Origin of the sequence: Tardiphaga sp. vice304, from assembly GCF_007018905.1 — a bacterium.
In the GTDB taxonomy this organism is placed as follows: domain Bacteria; phylum Pseudomonadota; class Alphaproteobacteria; order Rhizobiales; family Xanthobacteraceae; genus Tardiphaga.
In genome coordinates this window covers 3,880,946-3,899,464 of record NZ_CP041402.1, presented here as the reverse complement: position 1 = coordinate 3,899,464, position 18,519 = coordinate 3,880,946, and the positions used below count along the sequence as shown (strand labels likewise).

Annotated in this window: 16 protein-coding genes and 1 tRNA gene; 13 read left to right on the top strand and 4 right to left on the bottom strand. The window is 65.1% G+C overall.

The annotated features are described in order from the left end of the window. Positions 1 to 162 precede the first annotated feature (162 nt). Both FNL56_RS18540 and FNL56_RS18535 read left to right on the top strand, forming a co-directional pair. Complete coding sequence (locus FNL56_RS18540; protein ID WP_246660705.1) at positions 163 to 1,329, top strand: M20 family metallopeptidase; 1,167 nt, start codon at positions 163 to 165, stop codon at positions 1,327 to 1,329. Positions 1,330 to 1,422: 93 nt separating this feature from the next. Then, positions 1,423 to 1,496, top strand: a tRNA-Gly gene (locus tag FNL56_RS18535). Positions 1,497 to 1,849: 353 nt separating this feature from the next. Here FNL56_RS18535 and FNL56_RS18530 read toward each other — a convergent pair. Beyond that, complete coding sequence (locus FNL56_RS18530; RefSeq protein ID WP_143574323.1) at positions 1,850 to 2,737, bottom strand: LysR substrate-binding domain-containing protein; 888 nt, start codon at positions 2,735 to 2,737, stop codon at positions 1,850 to 1,852. 104 nt (positions 2,738 to 2,841) lie between these two features. Between FNL56_RS18530 and FNL56_RS18525 the strand changes: the two genes are divergently transcribed. The 6 genes from FNL56_RS18525 to FNL56_RS18500 all read left to right on the top strand — a co-directional run bounded on the left by FNL56_RS18525 (position 2,842) and on the right by FNL56_RS18500 (position 10,077). After that, positions 2,842 to 4,002, top strand: coding sequence for an acyl-CoA dehydrogenase family protein (locus FNL56_RS18525; RefSeq protein WP_143574322.1), 1,161 nt, complete (start codon positions 2,842 to 2,844; stop codon positions 4,000 to 4,002). Further along, positions 3,992 to 6,091, top strand: a complete 2,100-nt coding sequence (locus tag FNL56_RS18520) for an acetate--CoA ligase family protein (protein ID WP_246661455.1) — start codon at positions 3,992 to 3,994, stop codon at positions 6,089 to 6,091. The genes FNL56_RS18525 and FNL56_RS18520 overlap by 11 nt, the downstream gene beginning before the upstream one ends. After that, positions 6,088 to 6,456, top strand: coding sequence for a hypothetical protein (locus FNL56_RS18515; RefSeq protein WP_143574321.1), 369 nt, complete (start codon positions 6,088 to 6,090; stop codon positions 6,454 to 6,456). The genes FNL56_RS18520 and FNL56_RS18515 overlap by 4 nt, the downstream gene beginning before the upstream one ends. Continuing rightward, positions 6,453 to 7,295, top strand: a complete 843-nt coding sequence (locus FNL56_RS18510) for an alpha/beta fold hydrolase (protein ID WP_143574320.1) — start codon at positions 6,453 to 6,455, stop codon at positions 7,293 to 7,295. The genes FNL56_RS18515 and FNL56_RS18510 overlap by 4 nt, the downstream gene beginning before the upstream one ends. A gap of 61 nt (positions 7,296 to 7,356) precedes the next feature. Beyond that, positions 7,357 to 8,565, top strand: coding sequence for an ABC transporter substrate-binding protein (locus FNL56_RS18505; protein ID WP_168203088.1), 1,209 nt, complete (start codon positions 7,357 to 7,359; stop codon positions 8,563 to 8,565). A gap of 72 nt (positions 8,566 to 8,637) precedes the next feature. After that, positions 8,638 to 10,077, top strand: a complete 1,440-nt coding sequence (locus tag FNL56_RS18500) for an NAD-dependent succinate-semialdehyde dehydrogenase (RefSeq protein ID WP_143582232.1) — start codon at positions 8,638 to 8,640, stop codon at positions 10,075 to 10,077. On the opposite strand, the gene FNL56_RS18495 is transcribed toward FNL56_RS18500, so the two are convergent. Together FNL56_RS18495 and FNL56_RS18490 are read right to left on the bottom strand one after the other, a co-directional pair. Next, complete coding sequence (locus FNL56_RS18495; RefSeq protein WP_143574318.1) at positions 10,074 to 10,772, bottom strand: YkgJ family cysteine cluster protein; 699 nt, start codon at positions 10,770 to 10,772, stop codon at positions 10,074 to 10,076. The two genes, FNL56_RS18500 and FNL56_RS18495, sit on opposite strands and share 4 nt — an antisense overlap. A gap of 55 nt (positions 10,773 to 10,827) precedes the next feature. Continuing rightward, complete coding sequence (locus FNL56_RS18490) at positions 10,828 to 11,472, bottom strand: TetR/AcrR family transcriptional regulator (RefSeq protein ID WP_143574317.1); 645 nt, start codon at positions 11,470 to 11,472, stop codon at positions 10,828 to 10,830. Between the two features lie 233 nt (positions 11,473 to 11,705). On the opposite strand from FNL56_RS18490, the gene FNL56_RS18485 reads away from it, so the two are divergent. The 5 genes from FNL56_RS18485 (at position 11,706) to FNL56_RS18465 (ending at position 17,702) form a co-directional block, all read left to right on the top strand. Then, a complete protein-coding gene (locus FNL56_RS18485; RefSeq protein ID WP_143574316.1) occupies positions 11,706 to 12,968 on the top strand; it encodes an acyl-CoA dehydrogenase family protein in 1,263 nt (420 codons plus the stop codon). Between the two features lie 12 nt (positions 12,969 to 12,980). Then, entirely contained in the window at positions 12,981 to 14,042 is a 1,062-nt protein-coding gene (locus FNL56_RS18480) for a phosphotransferase family protein (RefSeq protein WP_143574315.1), read from the top strand. A gap of 84 nt (positions 14,043 to 14,126) precedes the next feature. After that, on the top strand, positions 14,127 to 15,038 hold the full coding sequence (locus FNL56_RS18475; protein ID WP_143574314.1) for a DMT family transporter: 912 nt from the start codon (positions 14,127 to 14,129) through the stop codon (positions 15,036 to 15,038). A gap of 191 nt (positions 15,039 to 15,229) precedes the next feature. Further along, positions 15,230 to 16,087, top strand: a complete 858-nt coding sequence (locus FNL56_RS18470; RefSeq protein ID WP_246660703.1) for a DMT family transporter — start codon at positions 15,230 to 15,232, stop codon at positions 16,085 to 16,087. Positions 16,088 to 16,481: 394 nt separating this feature from the next. Further along, on the top strand, positions 16,482 to 17,702 hold the full coding sequence (locus FNL56_RS18465; protein ID WP_143578084.1) for an MFS transporter: 1,221 nt from the start codon (positions 16,482 to 16,484) through the stop codon (positions 17,700 to 17,702). Between the two features lie 16 nt (positions 17,703 to 17,718). Here the strand turns inward: FNL56_RS18465 and FNL56_RS18460 are convergent, their stop codons facing one another. After that, the gene (locus tag FNL56_RS18460) at positions 17,719 to 18,504 is read right to left on the bottom strand and encodes an SDR family NAD(P)-dependent oxidoreductase (protein WP_143574312.1); all 786 of its coding nucleotides are present in this window, start codon (positions 18,502 to 18,504) and stop codon (positions 17,719 to 17,721) included. Between the last annotated feature and the right edge of the window lie 15 nt (positions 18,505 to 18,519).

The following is an 18,519-nucleotide window of genomic DNA, read 5'->3' as shown; positions in this document are numbered from 1 at the left end:
AAGGTCAGGGAAAGCCGTTCGGCTTTCCCCTTAGCGAAGCGACGCGGCAATCCAGAAACCACAAACTCCGCAAGAACTGGATTGCTTCGTCGCAAGGGCTCCTCGCAATCACGATCGAAGCGACCGAGCTGATTGCACGAGATTTACCAAGAAGGAAGTTTCATGACCACCACCCACGAACTCCAGATCACCGAGTGGCTGGCCTCGCAGAGGCAGCCGATGATCGACCTGCTGCGCGACGTCGTGAACATCGACTCCGGCTCCTACGACAAGGAGGGCGTCGATGCGGTGGCGGCGCGCTTCGAGCGGCATTTTGCCGAGCATGGCATCGAGAGCTGGCGCGAGCCGCATGAGGTCTATGGCGACGCTCTGCATGCGCAAATCGCCAAGCCCGGCAGCAACGAGAAGCCGATCCTCTTGATGGGCCACCGCGACACCGTGTTTCCGAAAGGCGAGGCGGCTCGCCGCCCCTTCACCATCGAGGGCACGAAGGCCCACGGCCCGGGGATCGCCGACATGAAGGCGGGGCTCGTCATCAACGTGTTCGTCGCCGCTGCCCTGCAGAAATTCGGCGTCGCGCCGTTCCCGATCCGGATCCTGATCACCGCCGACGAGGAGATCGCCTCGCCGTCGTCGCGCCCGATCATCGAGCGCGAGGGCCGCGCGGCGCGCGCGGTGTATAATTCCGAGCCGGGGCGCCCGACCGGCAACATCTGTACCAGCCGCAAGGGCGGCGTGTTCATGCGCTTCGAGGTGTTCGGTCGCGCCGCGCATTCCGGCAATAATTTTGCCGACGGCATCAGCGCGATCGGCGAGCTCGCGCACAAGATCGTGGCGATCCATGCGCTGACCGATATCGCCCGTGGCATCACGCTGAATGTCGGGCTGGTGCAGGGCGGCCAGTCGATCAACACCACGGCGCCGCACGCCGAGGGCCAGATCGACCTGCGCTATGTCGAGCCCGCCGACCGCGCCACCACGCTGGCGGCGATCGAGCGGATCATGGCGACGCCGACGGTGTCCGGCACCACGGCGAAGCTGCATCTCAACGGCGAGTTCCTGCCGCTGATGCAGAGCCCGAGCTCGAAGGCGCTGTTCGACATCTATCGCGGCGCCGCGGGCGATGCCGGCCTGCCGACGCTCACCGGCGAATTCGCCGGCGGCTGCGCCGATTCCGGCTTCACGGCCTCGGTGGGCACGCCGACCCTGTGCGGCCTCGGCCCGGTTGGCGGCAATGTCCACACCGCCCAGGAATGGCTCGACCTCGACAGCATCGTCCCCCGCGCCACCACGCTGGCGCTGGCGATCCTGCGCAGCGAGGCGAAATAGCGCGAAATCGCCGGTTTTGCCGCCGCCGGGGAGGCAAATTGCCGCCTTGCGGGTGTTGAGGCGAATCCGGCGACGTGATACCTGATCGCCAGCGCGGGTGTAGCTCAATGGTAGAGCAGCAGCCTTCCAAGCTGAATACGAGGGTTCGATTCCCTCCACCCGCTCCACTCCCCTATCATGCTGCGTTGATGGCCGCTTCCAGCCGATCGAAGGGCGGCCGCATGTCGCGGACGCGGAGGGCGATGGCGTTGCCGATCGCCGCGGCGACGGGATCCGCGGCGCATCCGTCGGGGCGTTCGACGATGGTGGTCTAGACTCGCCCGGCGCGCCATCATGGCTCAGGCCTTCGATCGTGACGATGTCGCGGTTCGCCACCATGTACAGCGGCGTGGTGCAGGACTGGATCGGCCGGCGTCCAGCAGCACCGTGCAGGGCGCCGCAATTGCCTTGCGCGCAGCCGGCGCGCATTCCCTTCAGATCGAGATCTTGCCGCAACGCCATTAAATTTTGCGCGCAGATCCTACTTCTTCAGGAACTCGCCCGTCTGCAATCGCAGCCAGTGCATGAAGCTGCGAGCCTTTCGGCCGAGCGGCCGATGTTTCGGCCAGGCGACGTAATGCGCGAGCTGGCGTTCGAACGGCGCGTTGAACAGCGGTATCAGCGAGCCATCGTTGATCTCGTTGCGCAGCAGATAGAGCTGGCCCATGGCCACGCCGACGCCCTCGACCGCGGCATGATAGGTCAGCACGGAGCTGGGAAAGCTGATTCCGGCGTCGGTCAGGAGATCCGGACGGTTCACCGCCATCAGCCAGTCCGGCCAGTCGGCGCGGCGGTAGTGGGAGTGCAACAGTTGCACGCGGCGGAGGTCGTCGGGTTCGACCATCCGGTGGGACTTCAACAGCTTCGGGCTGCACATCGGCTGGATCAGGTCCTTGAACAGTAGCTCGCATTCCACGTTCGGCCAGTGGCCCGCGCCGAACTGGATGGCGAGGTCGACCTTGTCCTTCTCGAAATCGATCGGCGCCACCACATTGCTGATGTTCAGCTTGATATGCGGATAGGCGACGTAGAACGAGGGCAGCCGCTGGATCAGCCATTTCGCCGCGAAGGTGGTGTAGACGCGGATCTTCAGCGGCTCGGCGCGGCCCGTCGTCATCAGCCCCGCGGTGGCGTTGGCGATGATCGCGAAGGCCGGCGCGATCTGGCGCTGGAACTGCTCGCCCTCCGAGGTCAGCCGCAGACCCTGCCTGTCGCGCTCGAACAGTCGCACGCCGAGAAAGCTCTCCAGCGTGTTAATCTGCCGGCTGATCGCCGGCTGGGTGACGCGCAGCTCCGCCGCCGCGCGGGTGAAGCTGAGCAGCCGGGCGGCGACGTCGAAAACATGCAGCGGATTGAGCGGCGGCAACATGGCGGTGCACCATTACAAAAGGTCATGACTTGATAACCTTTGTGCAGTTGCCGGTCAAACCGCAGGCTGGGAAACAGGCCATCCCATAACGGCGGCGTTGATCCATGAATTTTGAGCTTTCTGAAGAACAGCAGTCCTTCGCCACCTCAGTGCGACGCTTTGCGGAGGCCAACCTGAAGGACGGCGCGCTGGCCCGCGCGCACGACCCGCAATTCCCCTTCGCGACCGCGAAGCTGCTGGCGAAGCAGGGGTTGCTCGGCATTTCCTTCAGCGAAGAGGATGGCGGCGCCGGCGGCACGCTGTTCGATTCGGTGATCGCGATCGAGCAGGTCGCCGCAGTCTGCCCGCGCAGCGCCGACATCGTGCAGGCCGGCAATTTCGGTCCGATCCGCACCTTCGTCGAATATGCCACGCCGGAGCAGAAGGCGCGCTGGCTGCCCGATCTGCTGGCGGGCAACACCTGCATCAGCCTCGGCATGAGCGAGCCCGACGCTGGCTCCGCGGCAACCGAGCTGAAGACCAGCGCGACCGAGGACGGCGACGGTTACCTGATCAACGGCAGCAAGGTGTTCGGCACCCACAGCCCGGATGCCGCAGTCTATCTGGTTTACGTGCGCTTCGGGCCCGGCGTCGGCGGCATCGGCTCGGTGATCGTGGAGCGCGATACGCCGGGCTTCACGGTCGGCAAGCCGTCGGCCTTCATGAGCGGCGAATCCTGGAGCCAGCTGTATTTCGAGAATTGCCGCATCCCGAAGGAGAATGTCCTGCTCGGCATTGGCGGCTTCAAGAAACAGATCTCCGGCTTCAACGTCGAGCGGCTCGGCAATTCGTCGCGCTCGCTGGCGCTCGGCCGCTACGCCTTTAACCTGGCGCGCGAGCACGCGCTGATCCGCAAGCAGTTCGGCCGGCCGCTGTGCGAATTCCAGGGCCTGCAGTGGAAATTCGCCGACATGGCGCTGAAGCTCGATTCCGCGCAGATGCTGCTGTACCGCGCCGCCAGCATCGAGAGCGGCCTGCCGTCGCCCTACAACACGGCGATCGCGAAACTCGCCTGCAACCAGGCCGGGTTCGACGTCGCCAACGAGGCGGTGCAGATCATGGGCGGGCTCGGCTACAGCCAGGACTCGCTCGCCGAATACTGCATGCGCCGCACCCGCGGCTGGATGATCGCCGGCGGCTCGACCGAAATCCTCAAGAACCGGATTGCCGAAGACGTATTCGAACGCAAGTTCGACCAGCGCGGAAATGCTGCCCGTGCGGGATGACCTGACAAAGCCGACGCTCGGGCAGGCGCTGCTGGCCCCGCGCAGCATCGCGCTGGTCGGCGCGTCCGATGATGTCACCAAGACCTCGTCGCGGCCGCTGCAGTTTCTGCGACGCGCCGGTTACAAGGGCATGGTCTATCCGATCAATCCGCGTCGGCCCACCGTGCTGGGTGAGAAGGCGTGGCCGTCGCTCGCAGCTTTGCCGGAAGTGCCGGATCACGTCTTCATCCTGACGCCGACCGCGGATGCCGTTGCCGCCGCAGAGGAATGCGCGCGGCTCGGCGTTGCCGTGGTCACCATTCTGGCCGCCGGGTTTTCCGAAGGCGGCGCGGAGGGGAAGGAACTGGTCGCACGCCTGCAGGCGCTGTGCGCGACGACGTCGCTCCGCATCCTCGGCCCGTCCAGCCTCGGCGCCATCAATCTGCGCGCCAAGACCATCATCACCGCGAACGCCGCCTTCGCCGAACCGGACCTGCCGAGCGGCAGCATCTTCGTCGCCTCGCATTCCGGCAGTCTGCTCGGCGCGCTGGTGTCGCGCGGCAAGGCGCGCAACATTGGCTTTGCCGGACTGGTCTCGGTCGGTAACGAGATCGATCTCAGCCTCGGTGAAATCTGCTCGGCGACGCTCGATGATCCCGAAGTCACCGGCTACATGCTGTTTCTCGAAAGCATCCGCCACGCCGATGCGCTGCGCACCTTTGCGATCGGCGCGGCCGCGCGCGGCAAGCCGGTGGTCGCCTACAAGCTCGGGCGCTCCGCGGCGGCCGCCGAACTGGCGCTGTCGCACACCGGCGCGCTGGCCGGCGAAGACGACGTCGCCGCTGCCTTCCTCGCCGATTGCGGCATCGCGCGCGTGTTCAATTTCGAAACCCTGCTCGAGACGCTGCCGCTGCTGCAGCGTCTCCCGGCGCGCCCGGCGGGCCCGCGCAGCATGCGCGTCGGCGTCGTCACGACGACCGGGGGCGGCGCCGCGATGGTCGTGGATGAGTTGGGCATCCGCGGCATCGATGTCGTCAAGCTAAGCCATGAGACCTATGATCGGCTGACCGAGGCCGGCGTCGCCGCCGGGCGCGAGCGCATTATCGACCTCACGCTGGCCGGCACGCGCTACGACATCATGAAGGCGGCATTGGAGACCATGCTGGCCGCGCCGGAATTCGATGTGGTGGTGGCCGTGATCGGATCCTCCGCACGCTTCCAGCCGGAGCTTGCGGTGAAGCCGGTGATCGAGAGCGCGTTGTCGCAGAAACCGCTGGTGACCTTCCTGGTGCCGGAGGCGCCTGAGGCGCTGGCGATGCTGACGGCTGCCGGCATCGCTAACTTCCGCACGCCGGAATCCTGCGCCGACGCGATCCAGGCGGCGCTGCAGCGCCGGTCGCCGAGTGCGATGCCCAAACCGCGTGTCGTCGCGGCGAACACCCCGAGGCAGCTCGACGAACTCGCGGCCTACGAACTTCTCGCCAAGCACGGCATGCGGCACGCGCCTGCCGTTGCGATTGCCATCGATGCCACCGCCACCGAATTGCCATTCGCCTATCCGGTGGCTGTCAAACTGCTGTCCGAGGAAATCGCGCACAAGACCGAGGTCGGCGGCGTGGTCCTCAACGTCGCAGATGCCATGCAGCTCGAAGCCGCGATCCGCAAGATCGCAGACAGCGTGCGCGCGCATCGCCCCGATGCCAACGTCTCGCAGGTGCTGGTGCAGCCGATGACCTCCGGCCTCGGCGAAATGCTGCTCGGCTACCGCGTTGATCCCGAGGCCGGGCCGCTGGTGCTGCTCGCCGCCGGCGGCATCTATACCGAGATCTACCGCGACCGCAGCATCCGCTTGGCGCCGGTCACGCTCGACGGCGCGCGGGAGATGATTTCGGAACTCGCGATCACCAGCGTGTTCCAGGGCTTCCGCAACAAGCCGCACGGCGATCTAGAGGCGCTGGCGCAGGCCATCGTGGCGATGTCGCAACTCGCGCTCGATAACGACGTCACCGTGCTGGATGCCGAAATCAATCCGCTCATCATCAATCCGGTGGGCCAGGGCGTCGTCGCGGTCGACGCGCTCGTGGCCCTCGCCGGAACGGAGGAAACATGATCGAAGAACTGCAAACCAGGGTCAATGCCGACGCGATGCTGGTGCAACGCGGCCGGTTCCTGACCACCACCTTCCTGCTCGAGGTCGGCGCGATAGCGTGGCTGATTGCCATCGCGGAAGGCAAGATCGTCTCAGTCACCCGCGGGCCGTTCGTGATGCCGTCGTGGTCGTTCGCGCTGCGCGCCTCCGAGGAGGAGTGGTCGGCGTTCTGGACTGCCAAGCCGCAGCCGGGGCATCACGACCTCATGGCGCTGATCAAGCGCCGCACCCTGAAGGCCGAAGGCAATCTGCAGGTCTTCATGGCCAACCTTCGATACTTCAAGGAAGCGCTGGTGAAACTGCGCGAGACGGGAGCCGCTCGATGACCGTGACCTTCGAGCCGACCATCGGCCGCTATCTGCATCTCGACCTGTTCGGCCGCCAGCATCGCATCTATGTCGAGGAAGCAGGCCACGGCACGCCGCTTTTGTGCCTGCACACCGCCGGGGCCGACGGCCGACAGTATCGCGCGCTGATGAATGATGCGCGTGTCACGGCGAAGCATCGGGTCATTGCCTTCGACATGCCGTGGCACGGCAAGTCGTCGCCGCCGGAAGGCTGGCACAACGAAGAGTACCAGCTCACCTCGGCGCAATATACCACGATGATCCTGGAGATCTCGGCGGCGCTTGAGCTCAACCGGCCGATCGTGATGGGCTGCTCGATCGGCGGCCGCATCGTGTTGCATCTGGCGCTGGAGCACCCCGAAGCCTTCCGCGCGATCATCGGCCTGCAGGCCGGCGCGCATGTCGATCCGTATTACGACCTCAACTTCCTGCACCGCCCCGACGTGCACGGCGGCGAGGTCTGTGCCGCCATCGTCTCCGGCCTGGTCGGCCCCGATGCGTCGGACAAGGAGCGCTGGGAGACGCTGTGGCACTACATGCAGGGCGGCCCCGGCGTGTTCAAGGGCGACCTTTATTTCTACAAGCTCGACGGAGATATCCGCGAGCGCGTCGCGCAGATTGATACCACGAAGTGTCCGCTGTTTCTGCTGTCGGGCGAATATGACTATTCCTGCACGCCGGAAGAGACGCTTGCCGTGGCGAAGTCGGTCAAGGGCAGCCACGTCCAGATCATGCAGGGCCTCGGCCACTTCCCGATGAGCGAGGATCCCGAGAAGTTTCTCGGCTACCTGCTGCCGGTCCTCGACAAGATCAAATGAGCCGGGCGAACCGGTTCAACACGCATCGACACAAAAACAACACTGGGAGCGAAACGTGAAATTGCAGAAATTGCTGGCGACCGTTGCGGTCATGTCATTCATTACCTCGGCGTCGGCCGAGATCTCCAATGGCACCGTCAAGATCGGCGTGCTGACCGACATGTCCGGCCCCTATGCCGACAATGTCGGCGCCGGCTCCGTGCTGGCTGCCAGAATGGCTGTTGAAGACTTCGGCGGCAAGGCCGCGGGTATGCCGGTCGAGCTGGTTTCGGCCGATCACCAGAACAAGGCCGACATCGGTCTCGCGCTAGCGCGGAAGTGGTACGATACCGAAGGCGTCGATACCATCACCGAGGTCGTGTCGTCCGGCGTGGCGCTCGCCGTGCAGCAGCTGTCGCGCGACAAGGACAAGGTGTTTCTGGCCACGGGGCCCGGCACGCCGGATCTGACCGGCAAGGCCTGCTCGCCGGTCGGCATCCACTGGGCCTACGACAATTATGCGCTCGCCAATGTCGCCACCGCGCCGCTGGTGCAGAAGGGCCTGAAGTCCTGGTACTTCCTGACCGCGGACTATTCGTTCGGCCAGGCGCTGGAAGCCGAAGCCGCCAAGGTGGTCACGGCCAATGGTGGCACCGTGCTCGGCTCCGCCAAGCACCCGCTGAATTCGTCGGACTTCTCGTCGTTCCTTCTGCAGGCGCAGGCCTCCAAGGCGCAGGTTATCGGCCTCGCCAATGCCGGCTCCGACATGATGACCGCGATGAAGCAGGCCAACGAGTTTGGCATCACGGCGGGCGGCCAGAGCATCGCGGCACTGCTGGTCAACCTGCCGGACATTCATGCGCTCGGCCTCGCCAGCGCCAAGGGCCTTATCTTCGCCGACAGCTTCTATTGGGACGCCAATGACAAGACCCGCGAATGGAGCAAGCGCTTCATGGCCCGGTTCGGCGGCAAGGCGCCGGGCAGCCTGCAGGCCGCCGTCTACGGCGCGGTCACGCACTATCTGAAGGCGGTCGATGCCAGCAAGAGCGATGCCGGATCGGTCGTCGTGCCGGAAATGAAGAAGACGCCGATCAACGACTTCTACACCACCAACGCCTCGATCCGCGAAGACGGCCGGGTGATCCGCGACATGTACCTGCTGCAGGTCAAGGAGCCCTCCGAGTCCAAATATCCGTGGGACTACTACAAGACCCTCGCCACCGTTCCCGGCGACAAGGCGTTCCGTCCCATCAAGGACGGCAACTGCCCGCTGGTCAGCGTGGCCAAATAAGAGCCGGCATACGAAGCGACCTTCCAACTCGGGCACGGCATTCGCCGTGCCCGTTTCTTTCTGGAGACGAAGATGGCCGATTATCCTGCGCTGAAGCTGCTGATCGACGGCCGATGGTGCGACGGCGCCGGTCGCGCCACCGAGCCTGTGCTCAATCCATCGACCGGCGCCGTGCTCGGAGAATTGCCGCATGTCACCGGCGCTGATCTCGACCTTGCGCTGGCATCGTCGGCGCGCGGCCACGAGGTCTGGCGCAAGACCTCGCCGGTCGAGCGGGGCCGAATCCTGCAGCGCGCCGCGGCGCTGCTGCTGGAGCGCGCCGAAAATATTGCGAGCCTGATCACGCTCGAACTCGGCAAGCCGATCGCGGAATCGCGCGTCGAGGTCGAGACGGCGGCGGCGATCTTCAACTGGAATGCAGAGGAGGGCCGCCGCGCCTATGGCCGCGTGATCCCGTCGCGCAGCTCGAACATCCGGCAGATCGCGGTTCGCGAACCGCTCGGTCCGATCGCAGCCTTCGCGCCGTGGAACGCGCCGGCGATCACGCCCGCTCGAAAGATCTCCAGCGCGCTGGCCGCCGGCTGCTCCGTCATCATCAAGCCGTCGGAAGAAACTCCGGCAACGACGCTGGCGATCGCCGGCGCCTTGCAGGAGGCTGGCCTACCGGAGGGCGCGCTCAACGTCGTGTTCGGCGATCCCGCGATGATCTCCGCGAGACTGGTCGGCTCCAGCATCGTTCGCGGCATCTCCGTCACCGGCTCGACGCAGATCGGCAAGCAACTCGGCGCGCTGGCCGTGCAGACCATGAAGCGTATGACGCTCGAACTCGGCGGCCACGCGCCGGTGGTGATCTTCGGCGATGTCGATCCGGAGGCGGCGGCCTTGTCGGCCGTAGCCGCCAAGTTTCGCAATTCCGGGCAGGTCTGCACCTCGCCGACGCGGTTCTTCGTGCACGAGTCAATCCACGATCGCTTCGCAGCCAGTTTGTCGGAGCTGGCAGACAAGATCACCGTGGGCGACGGCTTTGCAGCAACGACAAAGATGGGCCCGCTCGCCAATGCGCGGCGCGTCGAATCGATGGAGCGGTTTGTGGACGATGCGCGCGCGCGTTCCATTGCCGTGACCGCCGGCGGCGAGCGCTGCGGCAATCAGGGCTTCTTTTATCGGCCGACGGTGCTGACGAATGTCGACGATGATTGCATGGCCTCGAACGTCGAGCCGTTCGGCCCGCTGGCGGTCACGGCGCCGTTCCGGACCGTCGAGGACGCGATCCGACTGTCGAACCGGCTGCCCTTCGGTCTGGCGTCCTACGTCATGACCAATGACATGCGGAATTCGTCCGTCATGGCCGAGGTGATCCAGAGCGGCAACGTCATCATCAACCACTGGCAGGCCTCGCTGCCCGAAACGCCGTTCGGCGGCTACAAGGACAGCGGCGTGGGTTCGGAGGGCGGTGTCGAAGGCCTGCAGGAATTCCAGACGACCAAATATGTCAGCCAGTTTTCCGGCTAATCGGCGTCGCTGTTCCGTTTCTGCATCTCCTCCAGCAGCGCCGCCACCAGCCCCTTCTGCTCCGCCGGCAGCCCGCGATCCTTCGCCGCCTGTTCGAGCGCGAAGGTCGCCTCTGTGTGAATGCGGAAATGGCCGGCGTTCTGCTCGACGCCGCCCGGGGCGTCGCCGAACACCACCTGCTGGCAGCGCGGCAGCGATTTCGAGGTGAAGGCGCGGCAGGATAGCGGGCGCACCTCGTAGACCGTGCAGCGATCGTCGTTGCCAAGTAGCGCGCAGCGCAGCCGTAGCCGGCTGGGTTCCGGCGCGTCGCGCAGGGCGGCGGCGGCCTCCGCCAGCCGTGCCAGCAGCGCGGCGCGCGCGGCCGGCGGGAAGGTCGCGGCAATATGGTCGGCGATCAGCGCGGCGCTGCCGGGCGGCAGCTGGACGTAGAGGTGGCAGCACGGGCTGCAGCCGCTGGCGCAAGCCATGGCCGGCTGGTTGGAGATATGGTCGCGGAAGCTTGATGCGGCGGCCTCGGCGATCGCGGTCGCGTCGCGCGCGGCCTCGGCCATGGTGCCGGATTGGGCCAGCGTTTCCCGAAGCGTCGCCGCCAGCCCGGAGAAAATCCCCTCATAGCGCCCGGCGAGCGAGCGCATCAAATTGCCGACGTCTTCGATCTCCGCCGCGACATGGCGGCTTGCCTGCTGCGAATCCATGCGATGCGTCCGGTTGCGAACCCGCAATAGGCTGGCCGGGCCCGTTCGTCACGGACTATCTGCGCTCACGCCCGCGGCTTGGCCCGCCCAGCGCCAGCACCGACACACCGACGATCCGGGCGATGATCCCCGCGACATCATGGAGATCGCAGGCGCCGTCGGACATCTTGGCCAGCCGCTCGCTGTCGCGGATGGTCTGGTGCGCCATCGCCAGCGCGAAATGGATGCCCCAGTAGATGTCGGCGTCCTCATGGTCGGGCAGGGTGCGGCGCATCGCCGCCGCAAAACGCCGGAGGTGATCGACCTCACGGTTCTTGATCTTGCGGATCGGCGGAACCGCCTCGATCGAGGCGCGGATCATGAAGCGCGCGGCGTCCGAACGCTGCTTCTCCGGGCCGAGGCAGCCGCGCAGCGTTGGGCCGACCAGAGCGGTGAAGATCGCCGCAAGCTCGGCGCGGCCCTTCCCCGCTTCCTCCGCAGCCTTCAGCTCGTTGAGCCGCTCGCGGTTGGTGACCAGACCGCGGGACACGAACAGTTCGGCGATCAGTTCGTCCTTCGAGCCGAAATGATAGTTCACCGCGGCAAGGTTGACGGACGCCGCGGCGACGATGTCACGCATCGTCACATCCGCGAAGCCGCGGGCGGCATAAAGTTGCTCAGCCGCGGAAAGGATCGCCGTTCTTGTGTGGTCTGCCGCCATGAGTGGGCCCTATGCGCCGGGCGCGGGACGGGGAGATTGCAATTCAAACGCTTGTATGAAACTATCGTTTGACCAGCCGCGAATGTCAATTGCCTGCGGGCAGCTGGAAGCGTCGCGGTCATGTCAGTGTCGGTCCTGCTCGCAACTGCAATAACAACAAAAACGCTTGCGGACCTTCACCGACCGGACAACAGTGCCGCCAAATTCGTTCGAAAAAAGATGAGGAACGCCCCATGGATTTCAATCTCTCGAATCGCCAGCGCGAATGGCTCGATCGTGTTTCCTCGTTCATGGACAAGCACGTGCGCCCGGCCGTGCCGGTCTACAAGCAGCAGGACGCCGAAGGCGAGCGCTGGAAGGTGATCCCGATCGTCGAGGAGCTGAAGGCCAAGGCGAAGGCCGAGGGGCTGTGGAACATGTTCATGCCGCCATCGTCGCATGAGGACGAGGAATTCCACGGCGCGGGACTGAGCAATCTGGAATACGCGCTGCTCGCCGAACAGATGGGCCACATCGGCTGGGCCTCCGAAGTGTTCAACTGTTCCGCGCCGGACACCGGCAACATGGAAGTGTTTATGCGCTACGGCTCGAAAGAGCATAAGCAGAAGTGGCTGAAGCCGTTGATGAACGGTGAGATCCGCTCGGCCTTCCTGATGACCGAGCCGGACGTGGCGTCGTCGGACGCGACCAACATTGAAACCTCGATCGTCCGCGACGGCGACGAATACGTCATCAACGGCACCAAGTGGTGGTCGTCGGGCATGGGCGATCCGCGCTGCAAGATCATGATCGTGATGGGCAAGACCGATCCGTCGGCGCCGAAGCATCAGGCGCAGTCGCAGATTCTGGTGCCGGTCGATACCAAGGGCGTGACCATCGAGAAGATGCTGCCGGTGTTCGGCTTCGACGACGCACCGCATGGCCATGCGCGGGTCAAACTGGACAATGTCCGTGTGCCCGTTAGCAACATCCTGCTCGGCGAAGGCCGCGGCTTCGAGATCGCGCAGGGCCGCCTCGGCCCCGGCCGCATCCATCACTGCATGCGGACCATCGGCAAGGCCGAGGAGGCGCTGGAGAAAATGGTCAAGCGGCTGTCGTCGCGCACCGCGTTCGGCCGCAAGATCATCGAATTCTCGGTCTGGGAGCAGCGCATCGCGGAAGCCCGCACCGACATCGAGATGAACCGCCTGCTGTGCCTGAAGGCCGCCGACATGATGGACAAGGTCGGCAACAAGACCGCGCAGCTCGAGATCGCGATGATCAAGGTGTCCGGCCCGAATATGGCGCTGAAGATCATCGACAACGCGATCCAGGCCTATGGTGCCGCCGGCGTCTCCGACGATGCCGGGCTCGCCCGCGACTACGCCTCGATGCGCACCATGCGGCTTGCAGACGGTCCGGACGAAGTCCACAACCGCGCCATTGCGCGGCTCGAGCTGCGCAAATATGCCAATGCGCCGGACGTCTCGGTCGAGACCATGGCCGGCCGGCACTGACGGGGGTTCGGCGTGACTGAAAACGTGCGCAACGACGACGATTATTCCGGCACCAAGCCGGTCGAGGAGCGGCATCGCATCGATGAGCTGCGCCTCGACGGCTTCCTGCAGGAACACGTCGAGGGTTACCAGGGTCCGCTGACCGTCCTGCAATTCAAGGGCGGTCAGTCGAACCCGACCTACCGGCTGAACACGCCGGGTCGCTCCTACGTCATGCGTCGCAAGCCGTTCGGCAAGCTGCTGCCGTCCGCCCACGCCGTCGATCGCGAGTTCAAGGTGATCGCAGCATTGGGCAAGCAGGGCTTTCCGGTGGCCAAGGCTTACGCGCTGTGCATGGATGACGGCGTGATCGGCTCGGCGTTCTACGTAATGTCGATGGAAGACGGTCGCATCTTCTGGGATCCGGCGCTGCCGCAATTGCCCAAGGAAGAACGCCGGCCGATCTTCACCGACAAGATCGAGACACTGGCGAAGCTGCATATGTACGAGCCTGACCAGATCGGGCTCGGCGACTACGGCAAGCCCGGCAACTACTTTGCAAGGCAGGTCGATCGCTGGACGAAGCAGTACAAGGCGTCCGAGACGCAGTCGATCCCGGAGATGGACCGGCTGATGGAATGGCTGCCGACCTCGGTGCCGCAGCAGGAGCGGGTGTCGGTGGTGCATGGCGACTACCGCATCGACAACATGGTGTTCCATGCCACGCAGCCGAAGGTGCAGGCGGTCTTGGACTGGGAGCTGTCGACGCTGGGCGATCCGATGGCCGACTTCACCTATCTTCTGATGCAGTGGACCATGCCCGGCCTCGCCGGCCTCGATCTCAAGGAGCTCAACATCCCGACGATGGAAGAGGCTGCCGAGATCTATTGCCGCGCGACCGGTCGCTCCAGCGTGCCGGACCTGAACTGGTACTACTCCTACAACCTGTTCCGTCTCGCGGGCATTCTGCAGGGGATCGCCGGCCGCATCCGCGATGGCACCGCGTCCTCGGCCAAGGCGATGGAATCGGTCAAGCGCACCGTGCCGCTCGCCAAGGCGTCGTGGGACTACGCGCAGAAGGCCGGCGCGAAATAATAACAAGTTGAATGCAGGGTGGGCAAGGCGCAAGGGCGCCTTTGCCCACCCTGCAGCCGCTGCCGGCGACGACCTGGAAACATCTTGGCTCTTTCTCCCAACATCCGCGGCGCCGTGCTGATGACGGCGGCAATGGCCGGCTTCAGTCTCAATGACGCGCTGACCAAATTTCTCTCGCTGCAGATGAATTTCGGCCAGGTCATGCTGCTCCGCGGGGTGTTCGCCTGTGCGCTGATCGGCGCGCTCGCCTATCATCAGGGCGCGCTGCGGCCGTGGCGCATCCTGCTCAAGCGATCCGTCGCGTTGCGGGTGTTCGGCGAGATCGGCGGCACCACCACGTTCCTGGCCTCGATCACGCATCTGCCGCTCGCCAATACGTCGGCGATCTTCCAGTCGCTGCCGCTGGCGATCACGATGGGCGCCGCCTTGTTCTTCGGCGAACGGGTCGGCTGGCGGCGCTGGATGGCGATCGCGGCGGGCTTTGTCGGCGTACTCATCATCGTGCGGCCGGGCGTCGAGGGCTTCAACCAGTTTTCGGTTCTGGCGCTGGTCTCGGTGGCGTTCTGCTCGGTGCGTGATCTCGCCACCAAGCGCATCCCGGCGGAAATACCCGCTCTGTTCGTGACCTTCCTCACCACTTTGGTGGTGACCACCGTCGGTGGCATCCTCGTGGTCCCGCTCGGCGGCTGGTCGCCGCCGTCGTCGTCCGCACTGGGCCTGCTGGTGCTCGCTGCGGTGCTGGTGCTGATCGGCTACCAGTGCGTGATCCTCGCGCTGCGCGCCGGCGACATTTCCGCGGTGGCGCCGTTTCGCTACTTCCAGCTGCTATGGGCGATGCTGCTCGGCTATCTCGTATTCGGCGACGTGCCGGACGCCATGATGATCCTCGGTGCGTCGGTCATCGTCTTGTCCGGCCTCTACGCCTTCCACCGCGAACACGTCCGCAACCGGCTGCAGGCGACCAACGCCGCCGCGCTGCCGCCTGACGGGCTTTAGCCGCTTCCCGCAACGGGTGGATGCCGCATGCGATTCAGGCACTAAATGACGTTGCCTGTTGCTTGACCTTCACTGCCGTGCGGTTAAGAGAGCGTGTTGCGCCGCACACTTTTGCGGCTGTTTCTGACCCGCCCGGAATTCGCCTTGCCGCTCTCTCCCAATCTGCGCGGAAGCCTGCTGATGGCGATCGCATGGCCGGCTTCAGCGTCAATGATGCCGTCGCCAAATATCTCACCACGCAGATGAATTTCGGCCAGGTGATGCTGCTGCGCGGGTTGTTCGCCTGCATCCTGATCGGCGCCCTGGCCACGCACCGGGGCGCGCTGCGCCCGCTGCGAACGCTGTTCGTGCCCGCCGTGACGCTGCGGGTTTGCGGCGAGATCGGCGGCTCGGGCCTGTTCCTCGCGGCGATTTCCTATCTGCCGTTGGGAAACGTCACCGCGATCGTGCAGTCGCTGCCGCTGGCGATGACGCTCGGCGCCGTGCTGCTGCTCGGCGAGCCGGTGGGCTGGCGCCGCTGGTTGGCGATCGCCGCGGGCTTTATCGGTGTGCTGATCATCGTGCGGCCGGGCGCAGATGGCTTCAACCTGTACAGTCTGCTGGCGGTGGTTTCAGTGGCGTTCTATGTCATGCGCGAGCTCGTCACCAAGCGCATCCCGCCGGAAATTCCGACGCTGTTCATCATCTTTCTGACCACCATCGCGGTGACCGCGGCCGGCGCCGTTCTGGTGTTCCCGCTCGGCGGCTGGCGTGAACCGTCGCTTGCGTCGACGGCTCTCTTGGCGCTGGCGGCCGTGACGACGCTGATCGGCTATCAATGCGCGATCCTGGCGCTGCGCGCCGGCGAGATCTCCGCCGTGGCGCCGTTCCGCTACTCGCAGATGCTGTATGCGATGCTGTTCGGCTATCTCGTCTTTGCCGAAGTGCCGGACAACGCGATGCTGATCGGTTCCACGATCATCGTGCTGTCCGGCATCTACGCCTTCCACCGCGAGCGCATCCGCAACCGCCTGCTGGCCACGACGGCCGCGGCGACGGATGCGGTGTAACTTAATCTGACTCGACGGCGGTGATGGCCTCCCTCCCCCTTGCGGGGAGGGTCGGCCGAACGACGTCGATGCGACAGCATCGGCGGAAGTGGAGGCCGGGGTGGGGGTGCCACAGGCGAAGGAGTTTGTGGCTACCCCCACCCGACCGCGCTTCGCGCGGCCACCCTCCCCGCAAGGGGGAGGGAGAAGAAAGCACGAGCTAAATCGGTTTCCCCGAATACGGCATCGACGCCGTCAGCCCGCCGGTCTCAGCGAATTCTATGACGGATTGTAACGACCTGTTTTGTTTGTTGACCGCAATGCCTGCTACGGACGGTGGTGCTTTACTGCAATCTAAAATAGAAAATTGATGGGCTAAAGAACGCGACGATGCGGGCACGGGGAGCGCGACTACATGCGTGATTCAATCTCGTCCGATGAGCAATCGCCGCGATATTTCGGCTGGCGCATCGTCGCCGCCTTGTTCCTGGTCGAACTGTCCATCTTCGGTTTCGGCCTATACGGTCACGGGATCTACGTCACCGAATTGCGCCGCCTCAACGATTGGCCGACCGGGCTGATCGCGAGCGGCACGACGCTCTCCCTGGTGCTGGGCTCGCTGCTGTCGATGTTCGTCAGCGATCTGCTGCGATGGCTGGGGCCGCGCTCGTTGGTCCTGGCCGGTGTCGCCGCGCTCGCAACCGGCTTGGCGCTACTTGGATCGGCGACTTCGGTCCTTCAGCTATATATCGGCTTCTCGGTGCTGGCATTGGCCTGGGTCGGTCTGGGAGCCGTCACGGCCGCTGCTATTGTCGGCGCATGGTTCGACCGCAAGCGCGGCCTTGCGATCAGTCTGACCTATTCGGGCGCGACTTGCAGCGGCATCGTGCTTGCGCCGGGGCTGGTACTGCTGGTTGGATCGATCGGATTTCAGCAAGCGCTCTGGCTGGCGGCCGCTGCAACGCTGATCGTGCTGATACCTGTCGTGGCGACCATCGTTCGGTTTCCGCGAGCGGCAGAACGGCTGGTGGCAAGTACTAACCCGACATCGGCGACGTTGTCGCGCTGGAGCCTGCTGCAGGACGCGGCCTTCTGGTCGCTGACCGCACCTTTTGCATTGGCGCTGTTCGTGCAGGTCGCTTTCATCGTGCATCAGATCGCCATCCTGATTCCATCGATCGGGTTTCAACGCGCAGGCGTCGCGGTGTCGCTGACCACGGCGATGTCGCTCGCCGGGCGAATTGGCCTCGGTCTATTCGCCGATCGGATCGACCCGCGGCGCGTCGCCGTGTTGTCGATATTGAGCCAGTCCGCCGCGCTGGCGGTGATCGGACAATCCAGCGACGACAGCGCGCTGCTGGTTGCCTGCGCCGTGTTCGGCTTCTCGATCGGCAACCTGATCACGCTGCCGGCGCTGATCGTCCAACGCGAGTTTGCGCCGGGCGCGTTCAGTGTCGTGCTGGGCCTGTCGATGGGCGTCGCCGGCGTCATTAACGCCTGCGGGCCCGCGGCGATGGGCCTGTTGCGCGACCTGAGCGGCGGCTACACCACGCCGATCTTCATCGGCGTCGTTATCCAGGTCGCCTCGGCGCTCGGACTTTTGCTGAAACCCGCGATCGTCAGGCGCATGGCCTGACGGCTCGCCGGAGCCGTCAGATCGGTTTCCCCGAATACGGCATCGACGCCGTCAGCCCGCCATCGACCGGGATTGCCTGGCCGTTGACGTAGGAGGCGTCGTCACTCGCCAGGAACAATCCCATCGCGGCGAGTTCATGCGGCTGGCCGGCGCGCTTCAACGGATTGAGCTGGCCGATCTTGCTCTCGGTGCCGCGGTCTTTCGCATTGTCGAAAATCGGCCTGGTCATGCCGGTTTCGATCAGTCCGGGGCACACCGCATTAATCCGTACGCCGGTGCCGGACAGCGAATAAGCGGTGGTCTGCACCAGGCTGATCACGCCGGCCTTGCTCGCGGCATAGGGGTGTCCCGACGCGCCGGACTTCAGGCCCGCGACGGAGGCGGTGCAGACGATCGAGCCGTAGTGCTGCGCCACCATATGCGGCATCGCATATTTGATCGCGAGGAACGGCCCGATCAGATTGATGCGCAGGATCTCCTGCCACTGCTCCACGGTCTGGTCCGCCAGCGGCACCAGCCCGCCGGAGATGCCGGCGTTGGCCCAGATCGCGTCCAGCCTTCCATAGGTGGAAACCGCCTTGGCGATGAAGGCCTGCACGTCGCTCTCGGAACCGGCGTCGGCCGTCACGGCTTCGATGGTGCCGCCGGCATCGCGGACCAGCGTCGCGGTCTCCTGCACAGAGTCGCTGCGATCGACCACGATCAGTCTCGCGCCTTCTTTGGCGAACAAGAGCGCTGCGGCGCGGCCGATGCCACTGCCGGCGCCGGTGATCACGACGGATTTGCCTTCGAGGCGGCCCATGGGTTGCTCCCTGTG